The sequence below is a fragment of the Mycoplasma sp. 1199 genome (genome assembly GCF_034863365.1).
In the GTDB taxonomy this organism is placed as follows: Bacteria; Bacillota_I; Bacilli_A; order Mycoplasmatales; family Metamycoplasmataceae; genus Mycoplasmopsis.
This window is the reverse complement of sequence record NZ_JAYFFA010000002.1, coordinates 22,280-47,295: the sequence shown is the minus strand read 5'-3', so window position 1 is coordinate 47,295 and position 25,016 is coordinate 22,280. Positions and strand designations below refer to the sequence as shown.

The following is a 25,016-nucleotide window of genomic DNA, read 5'->3' as shown; positions in this document are numbered from 1 at the left end:
AGTATATCTAATTATAGACATAACAATAGAGTAGTTAATTAAACTTTTTTAATTTAATTATTTAACTAATAAAGATTCTTCATCCATTTCTTTAGGTTTAGAAATATTGATGTAATCTAAAACAGTAGGTGCAACGTTAGCTAATTTTCCATCTTTTAATTTAACGTTTTTATCTGTACAAATTAACATAACTGGACTTGATGTATGTTTTGTAGCTGGTTTACCATTTTCATCTTCTGTGATTTCAGCATTTCCGTGGTCAGCTGTGATGAATACTGTGACATCATTCGCTTCAGCTCATTCAATAACTCTTTTAATTTGTGAATCTAAGAATTCAACTGCTTTGATAGCTGCTTTTAAGTTCCCTGTGTGTCCAACCATATCAGGGTTTGCATAATTCATAATTGTTACATCATAATTTAATGCGTTTGCTAATAATTCGTCTGTAATTCCTTCTGCAGACATTTCTGGTGCATCAGCATATGATTCAACTTTAAGTGAGTCAACCATAATACGTTTTGAATTTTTAAATTCAATATCGTTTCCACCATCTATAAAGTATGTAACGTGAGCATATTTTTGAGTTTCAGCAATTCTTAATTGATTTAAGTTAGCTAATTCTAAAACTCTACCAATTGGCATATTGATTTCCATTTCTTTAAATGCAACAATTGTGTCAATTCCTTCATATTTCATCATTGAAACAAATTTGTTAATCACAACTGGATGAGCTGGTTTGTTCGGATATAATGGTGAACCAATAAATAAGTGTGTTAATTGTCTTGCTCTGTCAGGTCTGAAGTTAAAGAAGATAATTGAATCGTGATCTTTTACAAAGTCACTTTTTGGAAGTGTTTCATTAATAGCAGGTACAAAGAATTCATCTGTAATTCCTTCTGCATATTGTTTGTTTACATAATCAATTACATTGTCAAATTTAACATCTGATAAACCTAAAACAGCATCGTATGCTTTATCAACTCTATCAAACATCGAGTCTCTATCCATTGCATAAAATCTTCCTGAAATAGATGCTATGTGGTATCCATATTTGTCGCATAATGTAACTAATTTTTCAAGTGAATGAATAATTGATTTAGGAGCAACGTCTCTACCGTCTCCAAAAACATGAACTGAAACATTTTTAACTCCATGTTCATGTGCTGCTTCAATCAATTCAAATAAGTGGTTTTCAAGTGAGTGAACACCACCAGGTGATAAAAGCCCCATTAAGTGTAATGTTGAATTATTTTTCTTAACATCATCAAATGCAGTTACAAAAGCTTCATTTGATTTAAATGTATTATCATCAAGAGCTTTTTGAATTAATGAAAGTCCTGTGTAAACAACTGTTCCAGCTCCAATGTTTAAGTGTCCTACTTCAGAGTTTCCCATTTGTCCTGATGGTAATCCTACATATTGACCTGAAGCTTGAATAAGTGAATTTGGATAATTTGCAAATAAGTTATCAAATGTTGGTGTGTTAGCTAATGCAAATGCATTACCTTGTGTTTGTTCTCTTAAACCTAAACCATCAATAACAATTAATACTGTTTTTTTCATTTTTTCTCCTTTTAGTCAAATTCTATAACAGCAAACCTGTTTTTAGAACTCATATCTTTATGTATAGTAATTTTATATTTTTCTTGTAATTTTTCTCAATATTTAATGTGAAATGGATTGATTTCAAAATAGATTTTTCCACCTGGTTTTAAGTAGTTTTCTGCATCGTTAATTATTAAATCATAAAAATAAAATCCATCATCTTTTGCATATAATGCGTGAAGTGGCTCTCAATCAGTGACTGATTTATCTAATATTTCAGTTTCCTGAATGTAAGGTGGATTTGAAACAATTAAATCAAATTTTTGATTGATTTTTTCAAACATATCTGATTGAATGATGTTAATCGTAACATCATTTTTTTGTGTGTTTATTTTAGTTTGCTCAATCGCTTCAGAATCTATATCTGATGCAGTTATATTTCAAGTTGGATTTGCTTTTTTTAGAGCAATTGCAATAAAACCTGAACCAGTACATAAGTCTAAAACATCTAAATTTTGTTTTTTATTTTCTGAATTAACTAATATAACTAGTTCTTCTGTTTCGTATCTAGGGATTAAAACCTTTTTAGAAACATCAATAGTTACATCTGCTAATTCAACATAACCCATTATTTTTTGAACTGGCATTCCTTTTTGAAGTTGTTCTAATTCAAAAGAAGATACAGTTTGTTCTAAACCATATCTTCTTTTTTCTAATAATAAATCTTCTCTTGTAGGCATTAAATTCCAGCTTCTTTGATTTTTTCGTTTTGTTCTTCTGTAAGTAATGCATCAATAATAGGATTAAGTTTTCCTTCCATAACAGGAAGTAAACTTGTAGAGTATGAAATTCTATGGTCTGTAACTCTATCTTGAGGATAGTTATATGTTCTGATTTTTTCACTTCTAGCACCAGAACCAGCTAATTTTCTGTAACCTGATTCTTCTGCTTGTTTTTTCTGTAACTCAATGTCGTAAAGTTTTGATTTAAGAACCCTCATTGCGATTTCTCTATTTTGAATTTGGTTTTTACCTTCTTGACAAGTTACAACAATTCCAGTTGGGAAGTGTGTAATACGAACTGCCGAGTCAGTTGTGTTAACTGATTGACCACCGTTTCCTGATGAACGGTAAACGTCAATTCTGATATCTTCAGATTTAATTTCAACTTGAATATCATCATCAATTTCAGGCATAACTGTAACTGTTGCTGTTGAAGTATGAACTCTACCTTTAGTCTCGGTTGCTGGAATTCTTTGAACTCTGTGAACACCTGATTCAAATTTAAGTTTTGAATATGGTCTGTCACCTTTTACAGCAAATGTAACCAAAGTAAATCCACCAGCTTCAGATGCTGATGCATCTAAAAGTGTGGTTTTCATATCATTTTGTGAAGCTCATTTTGTGTACATTCTATATAAGTCACCTGCAAAAATGTTAGCTTCGTCACCACCAGCTGCTCCACGAATTTCCACAATAACGTCTTTTTCATCGTTTTCATCTTTAGGAAGAATTAAGATTTTAAGATCTTCAGATAAAGCTTCCATTGTTTTTTCAGCTTCATTAATTTCCATTTTTGCAAGAGCAACTAATTCTTCATCTGATTCACCTAACATTTCTTTTGCATTTGCTAAGTTAGCTTCGGCTTCAAGGTATTTATCAAATGCTTCAACAATATCTTTAATTGAGTTAATTTCTTTGTTAATTTTTGTGTATTTTTTAATGTCAGAAATTATTTCCTGATCATGTAAAGATTTTTCTAATTCATCGTGCTTATTTTTAATTTGCATTAAAGAGTTATACATAGTTAATTCCATAGTTAGTATATTTTAACATATAAAAAAACTAAAGTTTTAAAAGATTGCTCTATTGTTGTGTGATGTAAAAATTTTTACATTTCCTAATTATTAAAATATTAATAATTAATATAAGCAGAATAATTTAAATGCTTTTGATTTTCTAAAAAAAGTATATATTTTCCAATATGAGTGCAACAACCTTGAAGAAAAAATTAATTATTGTCGAGTCACCTACAAAGGTTAAGACAATTCAAAAATATGTTGGAGATGAATACAGTGTTATTGCATCTGTAGGTCATTTCCTTAGAATGAAGATTTCTGGTCTTTATTCGTTAGGTATCGATTTTGATACTTGAGAACCTCTTTATACAGCTGATAATACAAAGAAAAATATTATCAACGAGCTTAAAAAAGCAACAAAAGAAGCAGAACACGTTTATATAGCAACTGACCCTGATCGTGAAGGAGAAGCTATAGGGTACCAATTAGTTGATTATTTAAAAATACCCAAAGAAAAATACTCACGTATTAAATATAATGAGATTACTAAAGATGCTATTTTAAGATCCTTAGACAATCCAACAAGTATTGATGATGCTCTTGTTAATGCTCAAAAGAGTCGTAGAATGCTTGACAGAATTATTGGATTTAGATTATCTTATTTATTAAGGTATAAATTCAAAAATACACCAGGTCAACCTACAGCAGGAAGAGTTCAATCAATTGCTCTTAAATTAATAGTTGATAGAGAAAAAGAAATCAGAGCATTTATTCCTGAAAAATACTTTACTCTTGATGCTAAATTAAATAACAATCCTGTTTTAGCTGCATATCACAATGAAGCTAATGAATCAGATAGAAAAAACTGAATTTACAGTTCAGAAGTTGATGTAATCAAAGAATACTTTGAGTCAGCTCCTAAAGTTTTAAAAGTAACTAACAAAAAAGTTTCTGATAGAAAAGTTGGAGCAATTCAACCATTCAAACAAGCTGTTTTATATAAAAAGTCACCATTTTCATCTAATTCAACAACAAACATTCTTAAAAAACTTTTTGAAAACGGTTTAATTACTTATCCAAGAACAGATTCAACACGTTTATCTCAATCATTTATTGATGATGCACATAAATTCATCAAAAATAAGTGAGGTGAAGATTATATTGCTGATGAAATTAAAGGATTTAGTGGAGATCAAGATGCCCACGAGGCTATTAGACCATCAGATGTTTCGTTAACACCTGAACAAGTTCAAATTCACTATCCAAAAATGGAAGATAATGATGTAAGAATTTACAAATTAATCTATGATACAACACTTCAAGCTTTAATTAAGCAACCAATAAGAACAAGTGTTCAATATACTTATGTAAATGATAAATACACATTTAAAAATTCTTATTCAACAATTAAATTTAATGGTTACTATGTTGTAACAGGTAAAGAATCTGAACAAGTTGATCCAAATTACGAAATTGATCAAGAAGTTAAAGTTGATGAGTTTATCTTATGTGATCACGAAACAAAACCAGCACCAAGATATAATGATGGGACACTTATTGAAGCGCTTGATAACATCAAAGTTGGTCGTCCATCAACATTTGCTTCAACAGTTCAAATTGTTAAAGATAGACGTTTTGTTGAATTAAACAATGGTGCATTACATCCTACTGAATTTGGTGAAATTATCTTACAAAACTTAATCGCAGCTTTCCCTAATATTATTAATGAAAGTTATACAGCACACGTTGAACAAGAATTAGACCAAATTGCTGAAGATGAAATCACTAAAAATGAAGTTATGCAAGATTTCTGAGATAACTTCCTTGTTGAATTTGATAATGCACAAGGTAAAATTACACCTTACACATTCAAATTAGAACAATTGGACACAACTTGTCCTGAAGATGATGGTATCTTAGTTAAAAGATATAACAAGAAAAATCAACCATTCATTGCTTGCAAAAACTTCCCTAACTGTAAATTCACAAGAAACATCGAACCAGATGATTTTCCAAGTGAATCAGATGATGAAGAAATCATTGATGAGTATGATGATTAATTAATTAAAATTATTTAGATGAGCAGATTTAAAAGTCTGTTCATTTTTTAATTAATTTTGTTATTTTAATTGAGCTACTTAATCAAAAACATCAATTTAGACCATAAAATAAGCTAATTTTATGATTTTTAAAAATCAAAAAATAAATTAAAATTATGAAACTATGAATAATAAAGGTATTTTAGAGAACAAAAAAGAATTTGAAGCAATAGTTATAGGTGGAGGTCACGCTGGTGTTGAAGCGACTTTTGCTTTAGCGAATATGGGTCACAAAGTAGCTCTTATCACTTTTGATCTTTCAAAAGTTGCTATGATGCCTTGCAACCCATCAATTGGTGGACCTGCTAAAGGAATTATTACACGTGAAATTGATGCACTTGGTGGAGTTCAAGGTTACTTTTCAGATTTAGCAATGATTCAAATTAAGATGCTTAATGAATCAAAAGGCCCTGCAGTTAGAGCTATGAGAGCTCAAATTGATAAAGAAAAATATTCAGCACTTATTTTAGAAGCATTACAAAATCATAAAAATGTAACTTTAATTGAAGGAGTTGCTGAGGATATTCTTGTTGATGATAATAGCCAATTTAAAGCGATTAAAATGGAAGATGGTTCAATTTTGGGGGCTAAAGTTTTAGTTATCACAACTGGAACGTATATGAACTCAAGAATTCTTAGAGGTGATGAAATTAAAATTTCAGGACCTGATAATCAAAAAACAACACCAAAATTATCACAATCGCTTGCTAAGTTAGGTTTTGATTTACAAAGATTAAAAACCGGAACACCTGCTAGAGTTTATGCTGATTCAATCGACTTTTCAAAAGTTGAAAAAGAAGAACTTAATGATACTTATTTAGCTTTCTCATCGCGTTCAAATGTTAAACTTGATAAGCAAATTTCATGTTATTTAACTTATACAAACGAGAAAACACACGAAATTATTAGAAATAACATTGATAAATCAGCTATGTATTCAGGGCTTATCGAAGGGATCGGTCCAAGATACTGTCCGAGTGTTGAAGATAAAGTTATGAGATTCGCTGATAAAGAAAGACATCAAATTTTCTTTGAACCAGAAACTGCTGATGGTTCAATTATTTATGTAAACGGAATGTCTACATCAATGCCTGTTGAAGTTCAAGATTTAATGTTAAGAACAATTCCTGGTTTAGAAAATATGAAGGTTCAAAAATGAGGATATGCAATTGAATATGATGCATTAAATCCATTGCAAATTACACCTACATTAGAATCTAAAGTTATTAAAAACATCTTTACAGCAGGTCAAATTAATGGAACAAGTGGATACGAAGAAGCAGCAGCTCAAGGTCTTATTGCAGGAATTAATGCAGGAAGAAAACTTGAAGCTGAAGAACCATTGATTCTTAAAAGACACGACGCTTACATTGGTGTTTTAGTGGATGATTTAGTTACAAAAGGGACTAAAGAACCTTACAGAATGTTGACTTCAAGAGCTGAATATCGTTTATTATTAAGAAATGATAACCCTGATATTAGACTTGCAAAATATGGAAATGAAGTCGGTTTAGTTTCTGATGTAGATTACCAAAACATAATTAATAAATACCAAATGATTGATGAAAAAATCAAAGAATTAGAAAGCACATACTTATCATCTAAATCAGAATTGGCTAAAAAACTTGGAGTAGAAAATGGAGTTTCAATGTTAAGAGTTTTAGCTAGACCAGATGTTGACCCGGTTGATGTTTTAGGTGACTTCCCTTACAAAAATGAATTAACTATTATGGTAAGACTTGAAGGCTACATTAAGAAGCAAAAATCTGATGCTCAAAAAATGAATAAATTAGAAGACTTTAAAATACCTGAAGATATTGATTATTCAAAAGTTCAAAACATAGCTACAGAAGCTAAACAAAAACTTGAAAAAATTAGACCTTTAACAATTGGACAAGCATCAAGAATTAGTGGGATTAACCCGGCTGACATTCAAATGCTTATGTTTCATATTGAAACTAGAAAAAACAAATAATGAAACTAAATATAGTTGCAGTAGGTTCATTAACAAAAGATTTTCAAGTTTTATATGATGATTATGTTAAGAAAATTAACTTCTTTGCAAAGATTAATTTAATTGAAATTAAAGAACAAAAGATAGATAACATTCAGTTAAAAATTAAAAAAGAAACTGAAATGATTTTAGAAAAGATACCTAAAAATTCAAAAGTCATCTACTTATCATTACAAGGGAAACAATTAAGCTCTGAAGAGTTTGGTTCAACATTTTTAGATATTGATAATGTAACTTTTGTAATTGGTGGTTCAAACGGAGTTGATGAAGAAATGTTTTCTAATAAAATTAACTTCTCAAAAATGACCTTTCCACATCAATTATTTAGAGTTATGTTAGTTGAGCAAATTTATAGAGCATTTACAATTAGAAATAATATTACTTATCATAAATAAACTCTGTAATGGAGTTTTTTTATATACTTCCCAAGACATATTTGATAAATAAAGTTTGATCAATTAGTAAATTAGCTTGAATTTGTCTAATGTTATTTTCGTTTACAAATAACTTCAGTTCATCACTTTTAATAAGAACATCAGAGTGATCTTGATTAGAAATATCGATATTGAATTTATAAAATTCGTTATCATAAACAAAACTGACATAACAGGTATCTAGTTTTTGATTATCAATGTTGAAGTTGTATAAATATAAATCATCACCTTCTGCAGTTATTAAAACTGGTTTATATACATTTACTTTAGTTGAACATAAGACTAAAATAAGCGCTGCGAAAATGAAAAATAATATAAGTAGTATGCAGAAATTTCACTTATGTTCTTTAAGATAAGTTTTCAATATTCACTTCCTTAGAATCATCAAAAATATATCTGTTATTGTGTGAAATTTCTACAACTAATTTATTTTGCAAATTATTTTTAATAATAGGTTTTAGTTTTTCAAACATTGATTTATCGATATTTGCAAAAGCTTCATCTAATATCACTAAATCATAGTCATTTAAAAATATATTTAGCAAATTAACAAATTGAACCTGACCACTAGATAATTGGTCCAGTGATGAGTTTAAATTAATGTTTAATTCATCAATTAATTTATCTAATTTATTATCTTCTAAAATTGACTTGAAGATACTAATATTACTTACGCATAGGTATTCTAGTGTTCTAATCTTTAAATTCAGCATCTGATTTGAAATATATAAAACTCTTTGTTTGTATGTTTCATCTAAGAATGGATTGAGCTTTTGATCATTAACTTTAATAATTCCAGATAAACTCTCACACGAGCCATTCAATATAGAACAGAGTGTGCTTTTTCCTGAACCATTTTTACTGACTAAATGTATGTTCGAATCAATCAATAGTTTCCTGATTTCTAAATCTTTATTAACTTTTAATGAATTGTATGAATAACTTATATTAGAAAGTTGAATTTTAATTATTCTTTCCTTCTGTAAGCTAGTTTTAGGAATTTTTAAGTCTTCAAAATTTAATAATGAAATCAAATCTAAATCCTTTTTATATTGACTATAACTAGTTATTAATGGGATTATATTTTTAATTGGTTTAGTGAATAAAGAAACACCGGTTAAAAAGAAAATTAAATTGATAACACTTAAATTTTGATTTCAAATTTGAATAGTTCCTATTATTAAAATTAATAAAGGGACTAAAAAGTCTAAAAATGAACTTAAATAACTAATTAAGCTTTGTTTATTCTTGAAAATAATTGAATCACTATGCAATTTCTCATTCACATAAGTGGATTTAAGATTTAAATTATTAAGCAGATTTTCATTATGTGAAGTTTGATTTAATTTGTAAATATTAAATAAGGTATCTTCAAACATGATTGAGTTATTGAGTAATTTATTGAAGTTATTATCAAAATTAGTTTTATTAATAAAACTTAAAATCAATGTAATTACTGAATAACAAAAAATTATTAAAAGCAACACTCAATTTATATTGATTAGTAAAATAAACGAAACAGCAATCGAAATAACTGTACTGATTAATTCAGGAAGAAAACATAATTTAAATAAACTTAAATTATCAAGTGCAATAATTCTGTTTTTAAAATCTGCAAAAGTTAGCAAATTAATTACTTGTTTATTTTTAAATTTCAATTCATTTATTAAATTATTAATTAAGTCACTTTTATATTTAGTTGCTATTTTATACATCAGTTGTTTGGTCAGTAAGTTAAATGTGAAATTTATTAAAAATAGCACAGTAAAAATCATTCCTAAGAACATAAGAATTTGATCATCTTTATTTAAAACAATATTATTTAGGATAACTTTATTCAAGAACGGAAACGAAATATAGACACTTATTTCTATGAGTAAGCAAAATAAGTATAAAAATGAGAAGTTAGATCATAATGAAATTTTTAAACTTCTGGAGTTACTTATCAATGGATTTGGTTTTATATTTTTCTTGTTTTCTTCATTTTCATTATCAATTTGCTTTTCGTTTTTACTAAATGCAACAATAATGTTAGTGAATTTAGTTTTAAATTCATTTTTACTCAATTTGACATCACCATCAATCGGATCATAAATATAAAATTTATTGTTCTTGATTTTCCTAATTACAATCATATGGTCTGTAGTATTATTTTTGATAACTGTTGCAATAGGAAAAACTTGCTTTTCTAACAAAAGCAATTGTTCACAATTAATTTCATAAGCATTAAGCTCCAAATTTACTTTTGAAGCAAGCAGCTTGATGTTTTCTAAACTTATACCTGCTGCACTATATTGAATTTGCAATTTTAGATTATTAATGTCTAAATTTTCTTTGTAGAAAATCTCGTGAAAATAATTTAGCACATATAATGAGCAATCTCTTTGATCTACTTGTGTCTTCATCTCATTATATTTAGTAATTTTTGTCAAAAAGGAACTAAAGAACAATTTTTCCACTAAAGTTTTCGCAAAATTGAAAATACAAAAGTTTTTAAAACTTTGTATAATTAATTTATCAATAAATTAATGTTCAAAATTTAAAAGGAGGACTAATGAGCAAAAAAGTAGTAGCACTTGCAAGTGACCACGCAGGTTACAAATTAAAAGATGAATTAGCATCATACTTAAAAGAACAAGGGTTTGATGTTGTAGACTTAGGACCTGAAACAGATTCAGTTTCAGTATCATATGCTTCAAAAGGTAAGGAATTAGCTAACTATGTAGATGAAGCACAACCTAATTTTGGTATCGCAGTTTGTGGTACAGGTTTAGGTATTTCATATGCACTTAACAGACATAAACATATCCGTGCAGCTAGAGTTACATCTGTTGAAGATGCACACTTAGCAAAACAACACAACAATGCAAATGTTCTTGTATTCGGTGGAAGACAAGTAACATTTGAACAGGCTAAAGATATGTTAAATGAATATATGGATACACAATTTGAAGGAGGAAGACATCAATCTAGAATTGATGAGCTTGACGAATAATTATGGCAAAAGTAAATGAAGTTCAAGAAAAAGAAGTTAAAGAATTAGATGCTGTTTGACACGTTTCACAACACAACGATGGATGAAAAGTTATCAGACAAGGTGGAGTAAAAGCTATTAAAACTTTTGAAACACAAAAAGAAGCAATTGAATTTGCTAAAGAATTAGCAAAAAACAACAAAGGTAGAATGTTAATCCACAGTACAAAAGGGAAAATCAGAGGTGGATCAAACTACCAAGAAAAATAATTTAAGTTATTTAAATTTACATAGGCAGAGTGAATTCTGTCTATTTTTTCATAATTTTTCACATAATTTCAGGAATTTTGACTTTTTACTTCTGTTTTTTTTTTTTTTTTTAGAATAGAGTTGAAATACAACAAATATTTACATATTTTGATGAATATTAGACTTGTATTTAATAAATTAACAATTAATTTAGGAGAAAAATGGCAAATTTATTTTCACAAAATGAAGCTCAAAACCAAAAAGGTTTTGAACCTACAGCTTCAAGTGTTGAAATTGCAGCTCAAGCTTCTACAGCTGCTAAAATATTTTTATACATTATTATGTCTATTCCACTATTTTTAGGTTGAATTTGATACTTCAAAAGAAAAAATAGTTTAAATAGAATGCAAAACGATATTAATAACAGTGCATCAAGCATTGATGTTCAATTGCAAAAGCGTAACGATACACTTGTTAAATTAGTACAACAAGTTAAGTCATATAAAATTCACGAAGCTGAAGTTTTTGAAAATGTTACAAAAATGCGTTCATTAGCAGCTGGTGGTAGAGGGATTGAAAACTCAGCCGAATTAGAAAACTTAAATCAATCAGTATTTGGTCGTTTAATGGCTATTTCAGAAAGCTATCCAGAACTTAAAGCAAGTTCTTTATACACTGAATTAATGGACGAAACAACATACATTGAACGTGAAATTGCTGCTGCTAGAAGAAATTACAATGCTCAAGCTAACACATTCAATAAAGAATTATTTACAATCCCAACAAAAATTGTTGCTGCAAATATGGGATTATCAACAGTTAGATTATTCCAAGCATCTTCTAAAGCTAGAAAAGATGTTGATATGCAAGAATTAGGTTTATAAGATGAAAAGAGTTGAAGATTTTGTTACTATAGAACAGTTCAAAGAAAAAACTGATCAAGTTGTACTTCCAATTATTCAAAATGCAGTAGATGACGCTTACAAATCGCCTTTATACAAAAAATATAAAAGTATGAAATATGGAGCTTTAGGTTCATTTCCAAGTATGATTTTATCTGCTTTAATAGCGATAATCTGTTTTATTGCACTAAAAGATGCAATGGCTAAACTTGTTTTATTTGGTATTTTTGGTCTTGCTGCTTTTATTTGTTTCATATTAACACTTGTGTTTGTGAAATTAGCTAAAAAGAGAAACTTAATTTTTAGAAGCTTTATTGCAAGCAAATTAAGAGAAGATAACATTTATGGAAAAGCAGTTAATGCAGCTGATACAAGATGAAAATATAGAAATGACGATTTTGAACCTAGTTCAATGAGACATAACTATGATCTTTCAACAGAAAGATTCGCAGTCAAAGAATATGAATCATTCAAACCTGCATCTGTTCCACGAAATGCTTGATTAGAAAGTACATCACCAGTTCAAACAATTACAATTGACGATAAATATCACGCACACGTTTCAGTTGCCGAATGACTTTTAATTACTAGAAACAAAAACGGACACGAAACAAAACAAACTTGATATTCTGCTTTACTTAAAATTGATGCTAGAGCACTTAAAGAAAGAGATAGAGCAAACTTTACATACTTTGATAATAAAAATGGTCTTCAACCTGTAGAAATGGAAAATAAAGAATTTAATAAAATTTTCAAAGTTGCAAGCGATAATCCAACAAAAATGTATCAATTATTCACACCACTTGCAATGGAAGAATTAGTTAAATTAATCAATCAAGGTTTACAACACACAAACATTAAAAAAGCTAAAGATTTTGAATATCAAGCAAACAATGATGTTGTTTACTGTTCATTTATATCTCCATCCGGATTTATGGATATTGATGTTCCGGTTTTTGTGGGTAAAAAAGACAAATTTGTTGCAAAAATTTACAAAGATGTAGTTACTGATATTTACACTTTATACTTTGTATTAGCATTAAGTTACATTCCTGTTTACTTATATTAATCAAATCGATTGCACAACAAGAAATTGTTGTGTTTTTTGTTATTTTTACTCAATATATTTAACTTATTTTTATATAAAATTATAGATAAGTAAAAAAAGGAGATTAAATATGGCAAATTTATATTCACATAATGAAGAACAAAACCAAAAAGGTTTTGAACCTACAGCATCAAGTGCTGAAATTCCTGCAAAAGCATCTGCAGGACTTAAGATTTTTATGTACATTTTAATGAGTTTACCCTTAGGTTTAGGTTGACTTTGATACTTTGCAAAGAAAAATGAATTAAACAGAATGCAAAATAACATTAACAACAGTGCATCAAGCATTGATGTTCAATTACAGAAACGTAATGACACACTTGTTAAATTAGTGCAACAAGTTAAATCATTCAAAATTCACGAAGCTGAAGTTTTTGAAAACGTTACAAAAATGCGTTCACTTGTTTCATCAGGTAGAACACTTGAAAATTCTGAAGAATTAGACAAATTAAACCAATCAGTATTCGGTCGTTTAATGGCTATTTCAGAAAATTATCCAGAACTTAAATCAAGTGCTTTATATGCTGAATTAATGAACGAAACAACATACATTGAACGTGAAATTGCAGCTGCTAGAAGAAATTACAATTCACAAGCTAATATCTTCAACAGAATGTTATTTGAAATTCCATCTAACCTTGTTGCTGCAAATATGGGATTATCAACAGTTAGATTATTCCAAGCATCTTCTCAAGCTAGAAAAGATGTTGATATGGTTGCTCTAGGATTATAAAAAATATGAAAAGAGCTGAAGATTTTATTAGCATAGATAAATTCTATGAAAAAGCAAATCAAACTGTATTACCAATCGTTAAAAATCGTGTAAATGAAATTACTCAATTACCAATCTATGTAACTTATAAAAGAACCAATAGATATGCACTTAGGGTGTTTTTAGCATCAATAGGTGCTTTCTTGTTTTCTGGTTTTTTTCTTGGATTAGAAACTACAAAAGAATATGGTGGTTTTAGAACGCTTTCGGTATTTACTACCTTTGCAATTATTTTTGGACTTGTATTTGTAATATCTATACTTGTTGCTATTGGTTTTTGAATTAAAGCATGAAATATTAATAGAAAAATTAAAAAAGAAATTATAAGTCAGCTTCATAAATCAAATATTTATGGAGTCGCAATTGAAGCTCTAATTGATAGATGAAAATATGAAGGCACAAACTTTACACCTACATCTATAAAACATAATTTTGACCCTAATACAAATAAGTTTACAAAAGATGAATACTTAAGCACTAGACCTAAATGAATACCAAATGGTTCACAGCTAAGAGGTGTAACTGAAATTCAAACAGTTACTATTGATAATAAATATCACGCACATATATCAGAAGCACATTGAGTCGATTTCCACACAGATAAAGATGGTAATACTCACGAAGAACATTACTATAGTGCTTTAATAAAAATCGATGCAAGAGCACTTGCTCAAAAAGACCAAGCAAACTTTACATTCTTTGGTGATAAGTTTTCTGATTTAGAACCAGTAGAACTTGAAAACATTGAATTTAACAAGATTTACAAAGTTAAATCTAATAATCCAACTAAAATGTTTCAATTATTTACTCCATTAGCAATGGAAGAAATGAATAAACTTTTCCAATTTGGTATTAAAAATACAAGCATTATGGCCAAAGGTATGCGTTATTGAGCTAATAATGATGTAATTCACGCTTCATTTCAATGTTCATCTGGATTTATGGCTATAAATTCATCTAGATTTATTGGTAATAAAGAAAAATTAATCAATACAATCTACAAAGATGTTATTAAAGATATATACTCTTTATACTTTATTTTAGCTTTAAGTTATATACCTGTATATCTTTATTAAACCTTAAATTTCACAACAATAAATATTGTTGTGTTTTTATTTAATACTTTATAATATATACACCTTATTTTATTTGTTATATTTACATAGGAGATACAATGAAAAAAGTTTTAAATGAACTTAGTTTGAAAAATAAAACAGTTTTAGTTAGAGTTGACTTTAACGTACCATTAAAAAATGGTGTTATTACATCTGCTAAAAGAATTGTTGCTGCACTTCCTACAATTCAATACATCATCAGAAAAGGTGGAAAAGTTGTTTTATTTTCACACTTAGGAAGAGTAAAAACAGAAGAAGATTTAAAAGACAAATCATTAAGACCAGTTGCAGTTGAATTAGCTAGATTACTTAAAAAACCAGTTACATTTGTTCCTGTAACACGTGGAAATGTTTTAGAATCTGCAATCAAACAAATGGAAAATGGTGATGTTATTTTAGTTGAAAACACACGTTTTGAAGACTTAAATAACAAAGCTGAATCTAAAAACGATCCATACTTAGGAGCTTACTGAGCTTCATTAGGTGATGTATTTGTAAACGATGCCTTCGGTACAGCTCACAGAGCACACGCATCTAATGTTGGTATTGCTTCAAACATTGCTGAATCAGCTTTAGGATTCTTAATGGAAAAAGAAGTTTCATCATTATCTAAGGTTTTACAAAACCCAGAACACCCTTATGTAGCTATCGTTGGTGGAGCTAAAGTTTCAGACAAAATCTTAGTGTTAGAAAAATTAGCAGAAATTGCTGACAAATTAATCATCGGTGGAGCTATGGCTTACACATTTATGGTTGCTCAAGGACAAAAAGTTGGAACTTCATTAGTTGAAAATGATTACATTCAATTAGCTAAAGATTTCTTAACAAAATACTCAGACAAAGTTATCTTACCAGTTGACCATGCTACAGCTGAAATGTTTGCAGACGTTGAACCTACAATTCAAGAAGGTTCAATTTCAGATGGATTTATGGGCCTTGACTTTGGACCAAAATCAATCCAAAACGTTAAAGAAGCTCTTGAAGAAGCTAAAACAGTTGTATGAAACGGACCTATGGGAGTTGCTGAATTTGAACACTACAAAAATGGTACATTAGCAGTATGTGAAGCTGTTGCTAAATTATCAAACGCTTACACAGTTGTTGGTGGTGGAGATTCAGTTGCTGCTGTTGAAAAATTAGGAATGGAAGATAAATTCTCACACGTTTCAACAGGTGGTGGAGCAAGCTTAGAATTATTACAAGGTCAAAACTTACCAGGTGTTGATTCAATTCAAGACGCTGAATAATTAACCGAATATTTTCGCAAATAGCACCAAAAGTGCTATTTTTTTACACATTTTGTGAAAAATTAAGGAGTTTACTTTACTTTTATTTGATAAAGGTGTATAAGTAAAATATATTCAATTTTTCAAATTAAATATATTTAATAAATTAACAAAAAATTCTTTTTAGACAAAAGAATAAAAGAGGATAAATGAAAAAAATCAAATTCTTACTTTTTGCTACAGGTGTTTTATCAACAGCATCAATGCCACTTATTGCCGGTCAATGTTCTGCAAAAGAACAAAAATCTGAAGAGCCTAAAACACCAACTAATCCAGAACCACAACCAGTTCCTGTTAATCCAGTAAATGGAGGAACCGATAATCCAAGAACTATAGCGGCTCCAGTTGACCAATACGAAAATGCATTCGTATTGCAATCAGCTGGTACATTTGCATATGTAAATGCTAAGGTTCAAGAAAAAGCTAATCAAATTAGCAGATATGGTCTTTTACAACTTTACAAAGGTTTCAATGGTATAGGAATTAAATCTGGTGGTCAAGGCGATGATAATAAAATTCTTCTTCCTAAAGAAGGAATTACAATTGACCAATTCCTTTCAACTAGAGATACTACGGATAACAAGTATTTTGATGGAACTTGAAATCCAGAAACAAAAATACTTACAATTAAATACAAAATCAAAGATAATGGTGACAAAGTATACGAACAATCATTTACTTTAAGCTAGAAAAATTACGAAAATTTCAAAATCAAATTAATCAAAATAACTAAAATATATTAGCATCTTGTGAAAAAGATGCTATTTTTTACACATTTTGTGTAAAATTTAAGAAAATTCTTACATTTTAGGGTAAAAAGTGTATAAAATAGTTATAGTTATATTTATATATATTCAATAAGAAAGAAAGTATAATTTAACTATGAACGAAATTAATTTAAAAAGAAAAGAAGCAAGATTACATCAATTGATTGCTGACATAGTGACTAATGATATTACAAATTCAAATGTAATAGACCCAGTAGTGATGGATATTCAACTATCACCTGACTTATCACACGTGAAAGTGTTTGTATCATTATTCAAAAACGAAGAAAAAGGTATCGAAGCATTAAACAATGCAGCAGGTTATGTTAAAAAAGTGTTATCCAAATCACTTGATTGACGTAAAGTACCTTCAGTTCATTTCCACTTAGATACAGTTTCTAAGAATGGATACAAAATTGATGAAATCATTAGACAAATTAAAAATGAAAATTAGTTAAATTATTTTTCAATTTTCAAAATTGAAATTGAAAAGGAGAAATTATGAAAAGAGCTTGAAAAGTTGCATTCACCATTTTAGGAGCTGCAGCATTAGGAACAGCTATTGTTACAATTCCTATGGCAGTTTTAGGAAAATTTAATAAAGACGACAATAATAAAGATCCAGAACAACCTGCAAACCCAGGAACAGGAACTCCAACTAACCCTAAAAATGGTAGTCAAGACCCTAACACAGGTAACCCTGGAGATGGAAATGGAGGAAATGAAACTCCTAATCCAGACCCAGTGACACCACCAGTAGAAGAGAAAAAAGTATCAGTAACACTTAATGCAGATGTTACAGGAAAGAAAACAGCTTACGTAGCTGATATTAATGACTTTACAATTGATGTTCCAGAAGGTGTTACACTTGTTGAAAAATCAGTAGTTGACTTATATGAATTATCAAAAGCTGATACAGAAGAAGGTAGAGCTGCTAAGGAATTATTATTTGCAGGAAAAGCTAAAGTTACTGTTAAAACAACAAAAGAAGGTCAAACAGAACCTACATCACAAGACTTCGAAGTTGCAGGTTACATCTCAAAAGACAAAGCATATGAAAAATTCAGAGCAGTTTTATCAACAATTTCAACATCAGTTGATAAAGATCAAGAAAACAACCTTGCAATTCAACCACAAACTGCTAAAGGTGTTTCAGCAGGTGCTAAATATTTAGCTGGTTCATATACAAACAAAACATTAGAAAATGTAATCAAAGTATCAGTTACAGGTGATGATTTAGTTAAAGGAGCATTTACAGTAGTAGATGCAAGCACAAACCTTAAAGAAGGAAAAACTAAAGTTATTCCATACTTATACTTAGATGATAGATCACACAATGATATCTTTATGTACAAATCAGGAAGAACAGAAGCTACATCATTAGAAGATGAAGTTGAAGTTACACAATTACCTGTTTTAGCAATGAGTGCTGCTGGTATTGCTAATACATACAATGTTCAAAAAGCATTCACAATTGATGAAGCAAAATTATTAGAAGCATTAAATAAACAAAGTATGAGCGAAGTTTCATTTAGTGACTTAACAGTTGACAATGTTACAGCTGCATTAAAATTCACACCAATGACAATCCTTCCAAAAGCTGGTGGTGAAGAATATGGGTATGTATTAGATGCAAACTTCAAAGAAGCATCTAAATTCAAAGTTGCAAAAATCGAAACTATTCCAGGTGATGCGTCTGAAACAAGTGCAAAAATTAGTTTTGAATTTGAAACAGTTGTTCCTACAGTTGCAGAAGGTCAAAAAGTATTCTACTTCGTAAAATCAGCTGAGCCAAAAGCTACAGAATTAACAGAGGCAATGAATGGAAAATTCTCACAAGTTCTTAATGGATTGAAAGCTAAAGAAGCAACACCAGCTACAGTAGAGGAAGAATCAACAGCTAATACTGATTCTACATCATCAGAACAACCTGTTGCAGAAGCTGAATCAGCATACAAAGATGCATTCGTTGTATTATCAACAGCTACATATGCTAACGCTAAAACTACATATGATGCTAAACAAGGCAAAATTAGAACAAACGGTTTATTACAATCATACAGTGGTGGTGCATTCTTTGGTATAACATCTGGTGGTAACAAAGATAACAACAAATTATTCGCACTTAAAGAAGGTTTAAGCGTATCAAACATTGTTTTAAAAAATAGTAAATACCTTAATGGAACATTAGATGAAGCAAACAAATCAGTTACAATTACATACCAAGTTTCAAGTGAAAATAATAAAGAATACACACAAACATTAGTATTACCTGAATAATAAATAATCAATTTAAAACTCACTAAAATAGTGGGTTTTATTTTGCAATTTTCATTTTATTTTCAAAACAAAATTTTTGCTTCATTTTACTTATTTTTCTTACTCATTGTTCTGAAAAACAGAAGCAAACGCCAGGTTATTTAATGGATTTATAGTAAAATTATTTTGCTAACTTTTCAATGAATTTATTAGCCCAAAATAAATGACTGAATAATTAGTAAACATTTGATTAAATTAGGAGATAAAATGAGAAAACTTTTTACAAGTGAATCAGTTGGAAGAGGTCACCCAGATAAATTATGTGACCAAATTTCTGATGCAATCTTAGATGCTTACCTTGCTTTAGATCCAACATCAAAAGTTGCTATTGAAACAATGGCAAGTGGGCATAATATTTTCATAGCAGGAGAAGTTAAATCATCTGCTGATATTGATGTTATAGAAATAGCTAAAAACATCTTAAAAGAACTCGGATACTACACAACAGAAACAAGTTTCATTACAGACATCAAAAAACAAAGTGAAGACATCGCTATGGGTGTTGAAAAAGGACACGAAATCGGTGCTGGTGACCAAGGTTTAATGTTCGGTTATGCAATTAACGAAACACCTGAATATATGCCTTTGGGAATTACATTAGCTCACGCTTTAGTTAAAAAAGCAGAAAACTTAAGACAAAATATGGATTTCAAATGAGCTAAAGCTGATATGAAATCACAAGTCACATTAGATTACACAGACAAAGACAATGTATTTGTAGACACAGTTTTATTAAGTATTCAACATTCTAAAAACTACAACGAACAAGAGTTTAAAAAATACATTAAAGAACAAATTATCTTACCTGTATTAAAAGAATACAACTTAGATGCACCTAAACACATTTTAATCAACCCAACAGGTCAATTTGTTATCGGTGGACCTATTGGTGACACAGGTCTTACAGGACGTAAAATCATCGTTGACACATACGGTGGTTCAGCAAGACACGGTGGAGGAGCATTTTCAGGAAAAGATTCAACTAAAGTTGATAGATCAGCAGCATATGCTGCTAGATGAATTGCAAAAAACATTGTTGCTGCTAACTTAGCAGACAGATGTGAAGTTCAAATTGCTTATGCAATTGGTGTTGCTAAACCAGTCTCAATTATGATTGAAACATTTGGCACATCTAAAAACATTCCAGACAGTGTGATTGCTGACTTTGTGACTCAATTATTTGATTTAACACCTAAAGGCATCATTGATGCTCTTAGTCTTAGAAAACCTATTTTCTTACAAACAGCATACTATGGACACTTTGGTAGAAATGATTTACACTTACCTTGAGAACAACTTAACAAAGTTGAAAAACTTAAACAATTAGCTACACAATGATTGGAAAATTGAAAATAATGGATCAAAAAGTATCTGAATATTCGTGTGGTGCAATTGTTTTCAAACAATTCAAAAAACAAATTAAAGTTTTATTAATTAAACAAATTAATGATGTTTGAAATTTTCCTAAAGGACATATGGAAAATAACGAAACAAAACTTGACACAGCACATCGTGAAGTTTTTGAAGAAACATCAATTAAAGATATAACAATTTATGCAGACAAATTTTATGTTGACACATATTTTGTTAATCAAACAGGTAACTGAAAAGAAGTAACTTACTTCATAGCACATACTAAAACCACTTCTTGTCCTAAGAAACTGCTCTCAGAGGTCAAAAAAGCGCATTTTTACCCTATGAAAAGAGCTTTGAATATTCTTACATATAACAAGTCAAAAGCATTCTTAAAACACGCTTATAAACAGTATTTAAATATTACAAATAGCAAGATTAAATAGTCTTGTTATTTTTTATATCCTTAGTTAATTAATTAACTTAAAAAAGATATAAAAAATCAACACTATTTGCATAGCACTGATTAATTGTGAACTAAATGTTTATTATTGTGATTTGTGAAGCTTTCTATTTTTATATATAAAAAAGCAAGAAATTGATTTTTCCTGCTATTTGTTTGAAGCATATTCTCATAGTTGAGCATATAGATTTTTATTTTTTATAAGTTCATCGTGAGAACCTTGCTCAATGATTTGTCCATCATTTATAACAATTATTTTTGTAGCATTTTTAACTGTACTTAATCTGTGAGCTATGATAAATGATGTTTTGTTTTGAAGCAACTTATCGGTTGCTTTTTCTATTTGGAATTCTGTATGTGTATCAATATTAGATGTTGCTTCATCTAATATTAAAACTATTGGATTTTTATAGCTAGCTCTAGCTATAGAAATAAGTTGTTTTTGTCCTTGAGATAAATTAGAACTTGAATTAGTTAACATAGTTGAGTATTTATCATCTAGTTTTTCTATATGTTCAAATAAATTAGTTGTTCTTGAAACATTAGACAGCATTTGTTCATCATATAAATCAGAACCATATGTTATATTGTTTTGAATTGTATCTGTAAACAATCTTGTTTCCTGAAGCACATAACCAATAGATTTTCTAAGAGAATATTTATCAATATTCTCAATAGGTATATTGTCATACAATATCACTCCATTAGTTACTTCATAAAATCGAGTTATTAAGTTAACTATTGTTGTTTTTCCAGCACCAGTTGGTCCAACAAATGCAATTTTAACTCCTGGATTAGCTACAAAACTAATATCTTTTAATGTGTATTTTTCATCATTTTCATTGTATTTAAAATATACATTTTTAAATTCAATTTTACCTTGTACTTTTTGGTAAATGATTTGATTTCCTACTTGTGTTTTTCAAGCATAGAAACCGTCTTTATCATTTAAATTAACTTCAGTGTATTTATCATTTTCATTAATTACTTTAACTAATTTGATAGTTCCTTGATTAATTTCACTTTTTTGAGCTAATATATCAAAAACTCTTTTTGAACCAGCTAATGCAAGCATAAATGAGCTTACTGTTTGAGTCATTGTTGAAATTGGGCCTGAGAAACTTTTAGCTGATTGAGAAAATGAAACAACAATACCGATTGTCAATCCCAGAGCAACTCCGTTACCTGATTGGTTTGTGATAACAACAATTGCTCCAATCATAATAACAAGAGCATAAGCAATGTTGCTTAAGTTCTTTGATAAAGGTCATATGATTGAAGAAATAAATTCAGATTTAAAACTGTTTTTAGTTACTGTTTTATTAATATCAGAGAACTTCTTAACTACATTAGCACTTTGACCATACATTTTAATAGTTTTAAGTCCTAAAATAACCTCTTCTGCATAACCTATCATTTGACCGTTATTTTTTTGTTTATTAATAAAGTACTTACTTGATTTTTTACTAATAATGTATGCACTAAGTGCTATTAGTATTGTTAAAGCAACCATTATTAAACTAAGTAATCAGTTAAGTACAAATAAGATTGTAAGTGATACAGTTAAAGTTATAAACGATTGAATAATTGTAATTATTGTTCTTGATAGAAACATTCTGAGTGTATCTATATCTGAAGTAAATCTAGATACTAGATTACCTTTAGATTTAGAATCAAAGTATTTAATAGGTAAAGTTTGTATATGCTCATACAAGTCCAAACGTAGTTTAGTCATTGTTTTATAGGTAATAGATATCATTATTCTATTAGCTATGAAATCACAAATAATACTTGTTAAGAAAATAAGTGCAGATACGCAAATAATTATGTAAAACTTATCTTCATTAAATGGATTTGTTCCTAACAATAATTTGTCAACTATTACATATCCTAAAAATAGTTGGTTATATATATTACCCATTGCACTAAATATAACTAAAGTAAAAGCTAAAAGTAATCATCCTTTATTATGTTTTCATAATAAAGAAACTAATTTCTTAAATGAATCTAACTTTTCTTCTTTAGTTAGTTTTAAATTAAGATTGTGATTAGGTGATTTAAATGATTGCATCGACCTCATCTAAACCTCCTGCATTTTGTTGTGATTGGTATAGTTCATTATAGTATTTACTATGTTTAAGTAAATACTCGTGATTACCTTGAATTTGGATTTTTCCATCTTGTAACAAGATGATATTGTCACAATCTTTGATTGAACTAATCTTTTGTGCAATGATAATTTTGGTGCAATTTTGTAGTTTTGACACAGCATTTTTTACGTGATTTTCTGTTTTGGAATCAAGCGCTGATGTTGAGTCATCTAAAATTAAGACTTTAGGTTGTTTAAGTAATGATTGAGCAATTGCTAATCTTTGTTTTTGGCCACCGGAGAAGTTCCTTCCTCTTTGTTCTACTACGTGATCTAATTTATCTTCTAATCCATAGACATAGTCGTAAATGTTTGCTTCTGATAATGCTTGATAAATTTGCTCATCAGTAGCATCAGGATTAGCAAAAAGCATATTTTCTCTAATAGTTCCTTTAAATAAAGTTGGATCTTGAAATACAACAGAAATCTGTTGTCTTAGATTATCTTTTTGAATCTTATTAATGTTAATCCCATCAATTAAAATATCTCCATCTTTAACTGAATAAAATCTAGGAATTAAGTTAATAAGTGTAGTTTTTCCTGAACCAGTTTGTCCAATAATTCCGATTGAACTATTAGCCGGAATTCTAAGATTAATATTTTTGAGCGCTTGATGACTTGAATTTGCATATGCAAATGAAACATTCTTAAATTCAATGTCACCAATTACATTGTGTTTGATTGAGTTTTTTGCATCTAATATAGTAGGAACATAATTTAAAATTTCTTTAATTCTTTTTGAAGCAGGAATTGACATTAAAATTTGACTTAAAACGTTCATAATTCCCATTAGAGAACCTGAAACCATTCAGATGTATGAACCGAATGCCATAATTGTTCCAATTTGAATTTTTTGTCCTAAATACAATTGCGTTCCAACTATCGCAAGTGTAATAAATGAGCTATAAATTATTCCATTAATTAATAAGCTGTTAAAAGTTAAGTACTTATTAACTTTAATGTTAGTATCTTTAAGTGTATTAGCTAAAGATGCAACTTTGTTGTATTCTGAGTTTTCAGTTACATATGATTTGATTGTTCTAATACTGTTTAAGTTTTCTTGAATTTTTTGATTGTATAAATCATATTGTTTATACATTAGTTTGAATTTAGGAAAACTAATAAATCAGATTAAAACAAAGAAACCACTTAATATTGGTAATGTTACTAAGAATATAGATGATAAAGTCAATGATAGTTTAATTGACATTGTAAGTGATAATAAGAAGATAATAGGTAACCTAATAAAAGTTCCGATTATGAACCTAAATGACATTTGAACATTATTCACATCTATATTCAATCTATTTAAGATAGAACCATTTGTAAAATGGTCAATATCTTCAAATGAAAATTCATTAACTTGTTTAATTATTGCATTTCTGATGTTTTGAGCATATCTAGTGGATGCGATATTTGAAAAATATGCACCTAATATACCTGTTAGAAGCGCAATAAGAGCAAGAGCTATTAGAATAGCTCCTTTTTGTAGTACGAAATTAATATCAGCAGTATTGTTTTGCAATGCATTAATTACGTCTTTTGAAACATCAGGTAAAAATACCTGCATTAAAACTTCTACTAAAATTGTAAAAATAGACAAAAGACTATATATTCGAATGCCTTTTGTCAATTTTCAGAAAGTAATTTTTGGAATTGGTTTTTGCATA

Annotated in this window: 22 protein-coding genes; 15 read left to right on the top strand and 7 right to left on the bottom strand. The window is 28.9% G+C overall.

What is annotated here, in order from left to right; all coding sequences use genetic code 4:
- Positions 1 to 57: 57 nt before the first annotated feature.
- The 3 genes from gpmI to prfA are packed head-to-tail and all read right to left on the bottom strand — an operon-like array spanning position 58 to position 3,349.
- On the bottom strand, positions 58 to 1,563 hold the full coding sequence (gene gpmI / locus VBM89_RS01355) for a 2,3-bisphosphoglycerate-independent phosphoglycerate mutase (protein ID WP_323188530.1): 1,506 nt from the start codon (positions 1,561 to 1,563) through the stop codon (positions 58 to 60).
- Between the two features lie 11 nt (positions 1,564 to 1,574).
- Positions 1,575 to 2,285 carry a peptide chain release factor N(5)-glutamine methyltransferase gene (prmC, locus tag VBM89_RS01350; protein WP_323188529.1) on the bottom strand — a complete coding sequence of 237 codons (711 nt, stop codon included), beginning with the start codon at positions 2,283 to 2,285 and terminating at the stop codon, positions 1,575 to 1,577.
- Positions 2,285 to 3,349 (bottom strand): peptide chain release factor 1, encoded by a 1,065-nt coding sequence (prfA, locus tag VBM89_RS01345; protein ID WP_323188528.1) that lies wholly within the window; start codon positions 3,347 to 3,349, stop codon positions 2,285 to 2,287. The genes prmC and prfA overlap by 1 nt, the downstream gene beginning before the upstream one ends.
- 179 nt (positions 3,350 to 3,528) lie before the next feature.
- On the opposite strand from prfA, the gene topA reads away from it, so the two are divergent.
- The 3 genes from topA (at position 3,529) to VBM89_RS01330 (ending at position 7,851) form a co-directional block, all read left to right on the top strand.
- Positions 3,529 to 5,403 carry a type I DNA topoisomerase gene (gene topA, locus VBM89_RS01340; RefSeq protein WP_323188527.1) on the top strand — a complete coding sequence of 625 codons (1,875 nt, stop codon included), beginning with the start codon at positions 3,529 to 3,531 and terminating at the stop codon, positions 5,401 to 5,403.
- 163 nt (positions 5,404 to 5,566) lie between these two features.
- Complete coding sequence (gene mnmG, locus VBM89_RS01335; protein WP_323188526.1) at positions 5,567 to 7,417, top strand: tRNA uridine-5-carboxymethylaminomethyl(34) synthesis enzyme MnmG; 1,851 nt, start codon at positions 5,567 to 5,569, stop codon at positions 7,415 to 7,417.
- Positions 7,417 to 7,851 carry a 23S rRNA (pseudouridine(1915)-N(3))-methyltransferase RlmH gene (locus tag VBM89_RS01330; protein ID WP_323188525.1) on the top strand — a complete coding sequence of 145 codons (435 nt, stop codon included), beginning with the start codon at positions 7,417 to 7,419 and terminating at the stop codon, positions 7,849 to 7,851. Before mnmG ends, VBM89_RS01330 begins: the two co-directional genes overlap by 1 nt.
- A 19-nt stretch (positions 7,852 to 7,870) precedes the next feature.
- On the opposite strand, the gene VBM89_RS01325 is transcribed toward VBM89_RS01330, so the two are convergent.
- Together VBM89_RS01325 and VBM89_RS01320 are read right to left on the bottom strand one after the other, a co-directional pair.
- Entirely contained in the window at positions 7,871 to 8,254 is a 384-nt protein-coding gene (locus tag VBM89_RS01325) for an MAG1140 family protein (RefSeq protein ID WP_323188524.1), read from the bottom strand.
- The gene (locus tag VBM89_RS01320; protein ID WP_323188523.1) at positions 8,238 to 10,295 is read right to left on the bottom strand and encodes an Mbov_0121 family peptidase domain-containing ABC transporter; all 2,058 of its coding nucleotides are present in this window, start codon (positions 10,293 to 10,295) and stop codon (positions 8,238 to 8,240) included. The genes VBM89_RS01325 and VBM89_RS01320 overlap by 17 nt, the downstream gene beginning before the upstream one ends.
- A 149-nt stretch (positions 10,296 to 10,444) precedes the next feature.
- Between VBM89_RS01320 and VBM89_RS01315 the strand changes: the two genes are divergently transcribed.
- The 12 genes from VBM89_RS01315 (at position 10,445) to VBM89_RS01260 (ending at position 21,180) form a co-directional block, all read left to right on the top strand.
- Complete coding sequence (locus VBM89_RS01315) at positions 10,445 to 10,885, top strand: RpiB/LacA/LacB family sugar-phosphate isomerase (protein ID WP_323188522.1); 441 nt, start codon at positions 10,445 to 10,447, stop codon at positions 10,883 to 10,885.
- Positions 10,886 to 10,887: 2 nt separating this feature from the next.
- Positions 10,888 to 11,133 (top strand): DUF2188 domain-containing protein, encoded by a 246-nt coding sequence (locus VBM89_RS01310; protein WP_257089736.1) that lies wholly within the window; start codon positions 10,888 to 10,890, stop codon positions 11,131 to 11,133.
- A 200-nt stretch (positions 11,134 to 11,333) separates the two neighbouring features.
- Positions 11,334 to 11,996 carry a LemA family protein gene (locus VBM89_RS01305; RefSeq protein ID WP_323188521.1) on the top strand — a complete coding sequence of 221 codons (663 nt, stop codon included), beginning with the start codon at positions 11,334 to 11,336 and terminating at the stop codon, positions 11,994 to 11,996.
- 1 nt (position 11,997) lies between these two features.
- Positions 11,998 to 13,083, top strand: a complete 1,086-nt coding sequence (locus VBM89_RS01300; RefSeq protein WP_323188520.1) for a DUF3137 domain-containing protein — start codon at positions 11,998 to 12,000, stop codon at positions 13,081 to 13,083.
- 109 nt (positions 13,084 to 13,192) lie between these two features.
- Complete coding sequence (locus VBM89_RS01295) at positions 13,193 to 13,855, top strand: LemA family protein (protein ID WP_323188519.1); 663 nt, start codon at positions 13,193 to 13,195, stop codon at positions 13,853 to 13,855.
- Between the two features lie 5 nt (positions 13,856 to 13,860).
- On the top strand, positions 13,861 to 14,970 hold the full coding sequence (locus tag VBM89_RS01290; protein WP_323188518.1) for a DUF3137 domain-containing protein: 1,110 nt from the start codon (positions 13,861 to 13,863) through the stop codon (positions 14,968 to 14,970).
- A gap of 98 nt (positions 14,971 to 15,068) precedes the next feature.
- The gene (locus VBM89_RS01285; RefSeq protein ID WP_323188517.1) at positions 15,069 to 16,256 is read left to right on the top strand and encodes a phosphoglycerate kinase; all 1,188 of its coding nucleotides are present in this window, start codon (positions 15,069 to 15,071) and stop codon (positions 16,254 to 16,256) included.
- 188 nt (positions 16,257 to 16,444) lie between these two features.
- Positions 16,445 to 16,984 carry a hypothetical protein gene (locus VBM89_RS01280; RefSeq protein WP_323188516.1) on the top strand — a complete coding sequence of 180 codons (540 nt, stop codon included), beginning with the start codon at positions 16,445 to 16,447 and terminating at the stop codon, positions 16,982 to 16,984.
- Between the two features lie 193 nt (positions 16,985 to 17,177).
- A complete protein-coding gene (rbfA, locus tag VBM89_RS01275; protein WP_323188515.1) occupies positions 17,178 to 17,516 on the top strand; it encodes a 30S ribosome-binding factor RbfA in 339 nt (112 codons plus the stop codon).
- A gap of 47 nt (positions 17,517 to 17,563) precedes the next feature.
- The gene (locus VBM89_RS01270) at positions 17,564 to 19,342 is read left to right on the top strand and encodes a hypothetical protein (protein WP_323188514.1); all 1,779 of its coding nucleotides are present in this window, start codon (positions 17,564 to 17,566) and stop codon (positions 19,340 to 19,342) included.
- A gap of 246 nt (positions 19,343 to 19,588) precedes the next feature.
- Positions 19,589 to 20,737: a methionine adenosyltransferase gene (gene metK / locus VBM89_RS01265; RefSeq protein WP_323188513.1), complete on the top strand. Its 1,149-nt coding sequence runs from the start codon at positions 19,589 to 19,591 to the stop codon at positions 20,735 to 20,737.
- Positions 20,737 to 21,180 carry an NUDIX domain-containing protein gene (locus tag VBM89_RS01260; protein ID WP_323188512.1) on the top strand — a complete coding sequence of 148 codons (444 nt, stop codon included), beginning with the start codon at positions 20,737 to 20,739 and terminating at the stop codon, positions 21,178 to 21,180. The genes metK and VBM89_RS01260 overlap by 1 nt, the downstream gene beginning before the upstream one ends.
- 165 nt (positions 21,181 to 21,345) lie before the next feature.
- On the opposite strand, the gene VBM89_RS01255 is transcribed toward VBM89_RS01260, so the two are convergent.
- Both VBM89_RS01255 and VBM89_RS01250 read right to left on the bottom strand, forming a co-directional pair.
- Entirely contained in the window at positions 21,346 to 23,277 is a 1,932-nt protein-coding gene (locus VBM89_RS01255) for an ABC transporter ATP-binding protein (RefSeq protein ID WP_323188511.1), read from the bottom strand.
- On the bottom strand, positions 23,255 to 25,015 hold the full coding sequence (locus tag VBM89_RS01250) for an ABC transporter ATP-binding protein (RefSeq protein ID WP_323188510.1): 1,761 nt from the start codon (positions 25,013 to 25,015) through the stop codon (positions 23,255 to 23,257). Before VBM89_RS01250 ends, VBM89_RS01255 begins: the two co-directional genes overlap by 23 nt.
- Between the last annotated feature and the right edge of the window lies 1 nt (position 25,016).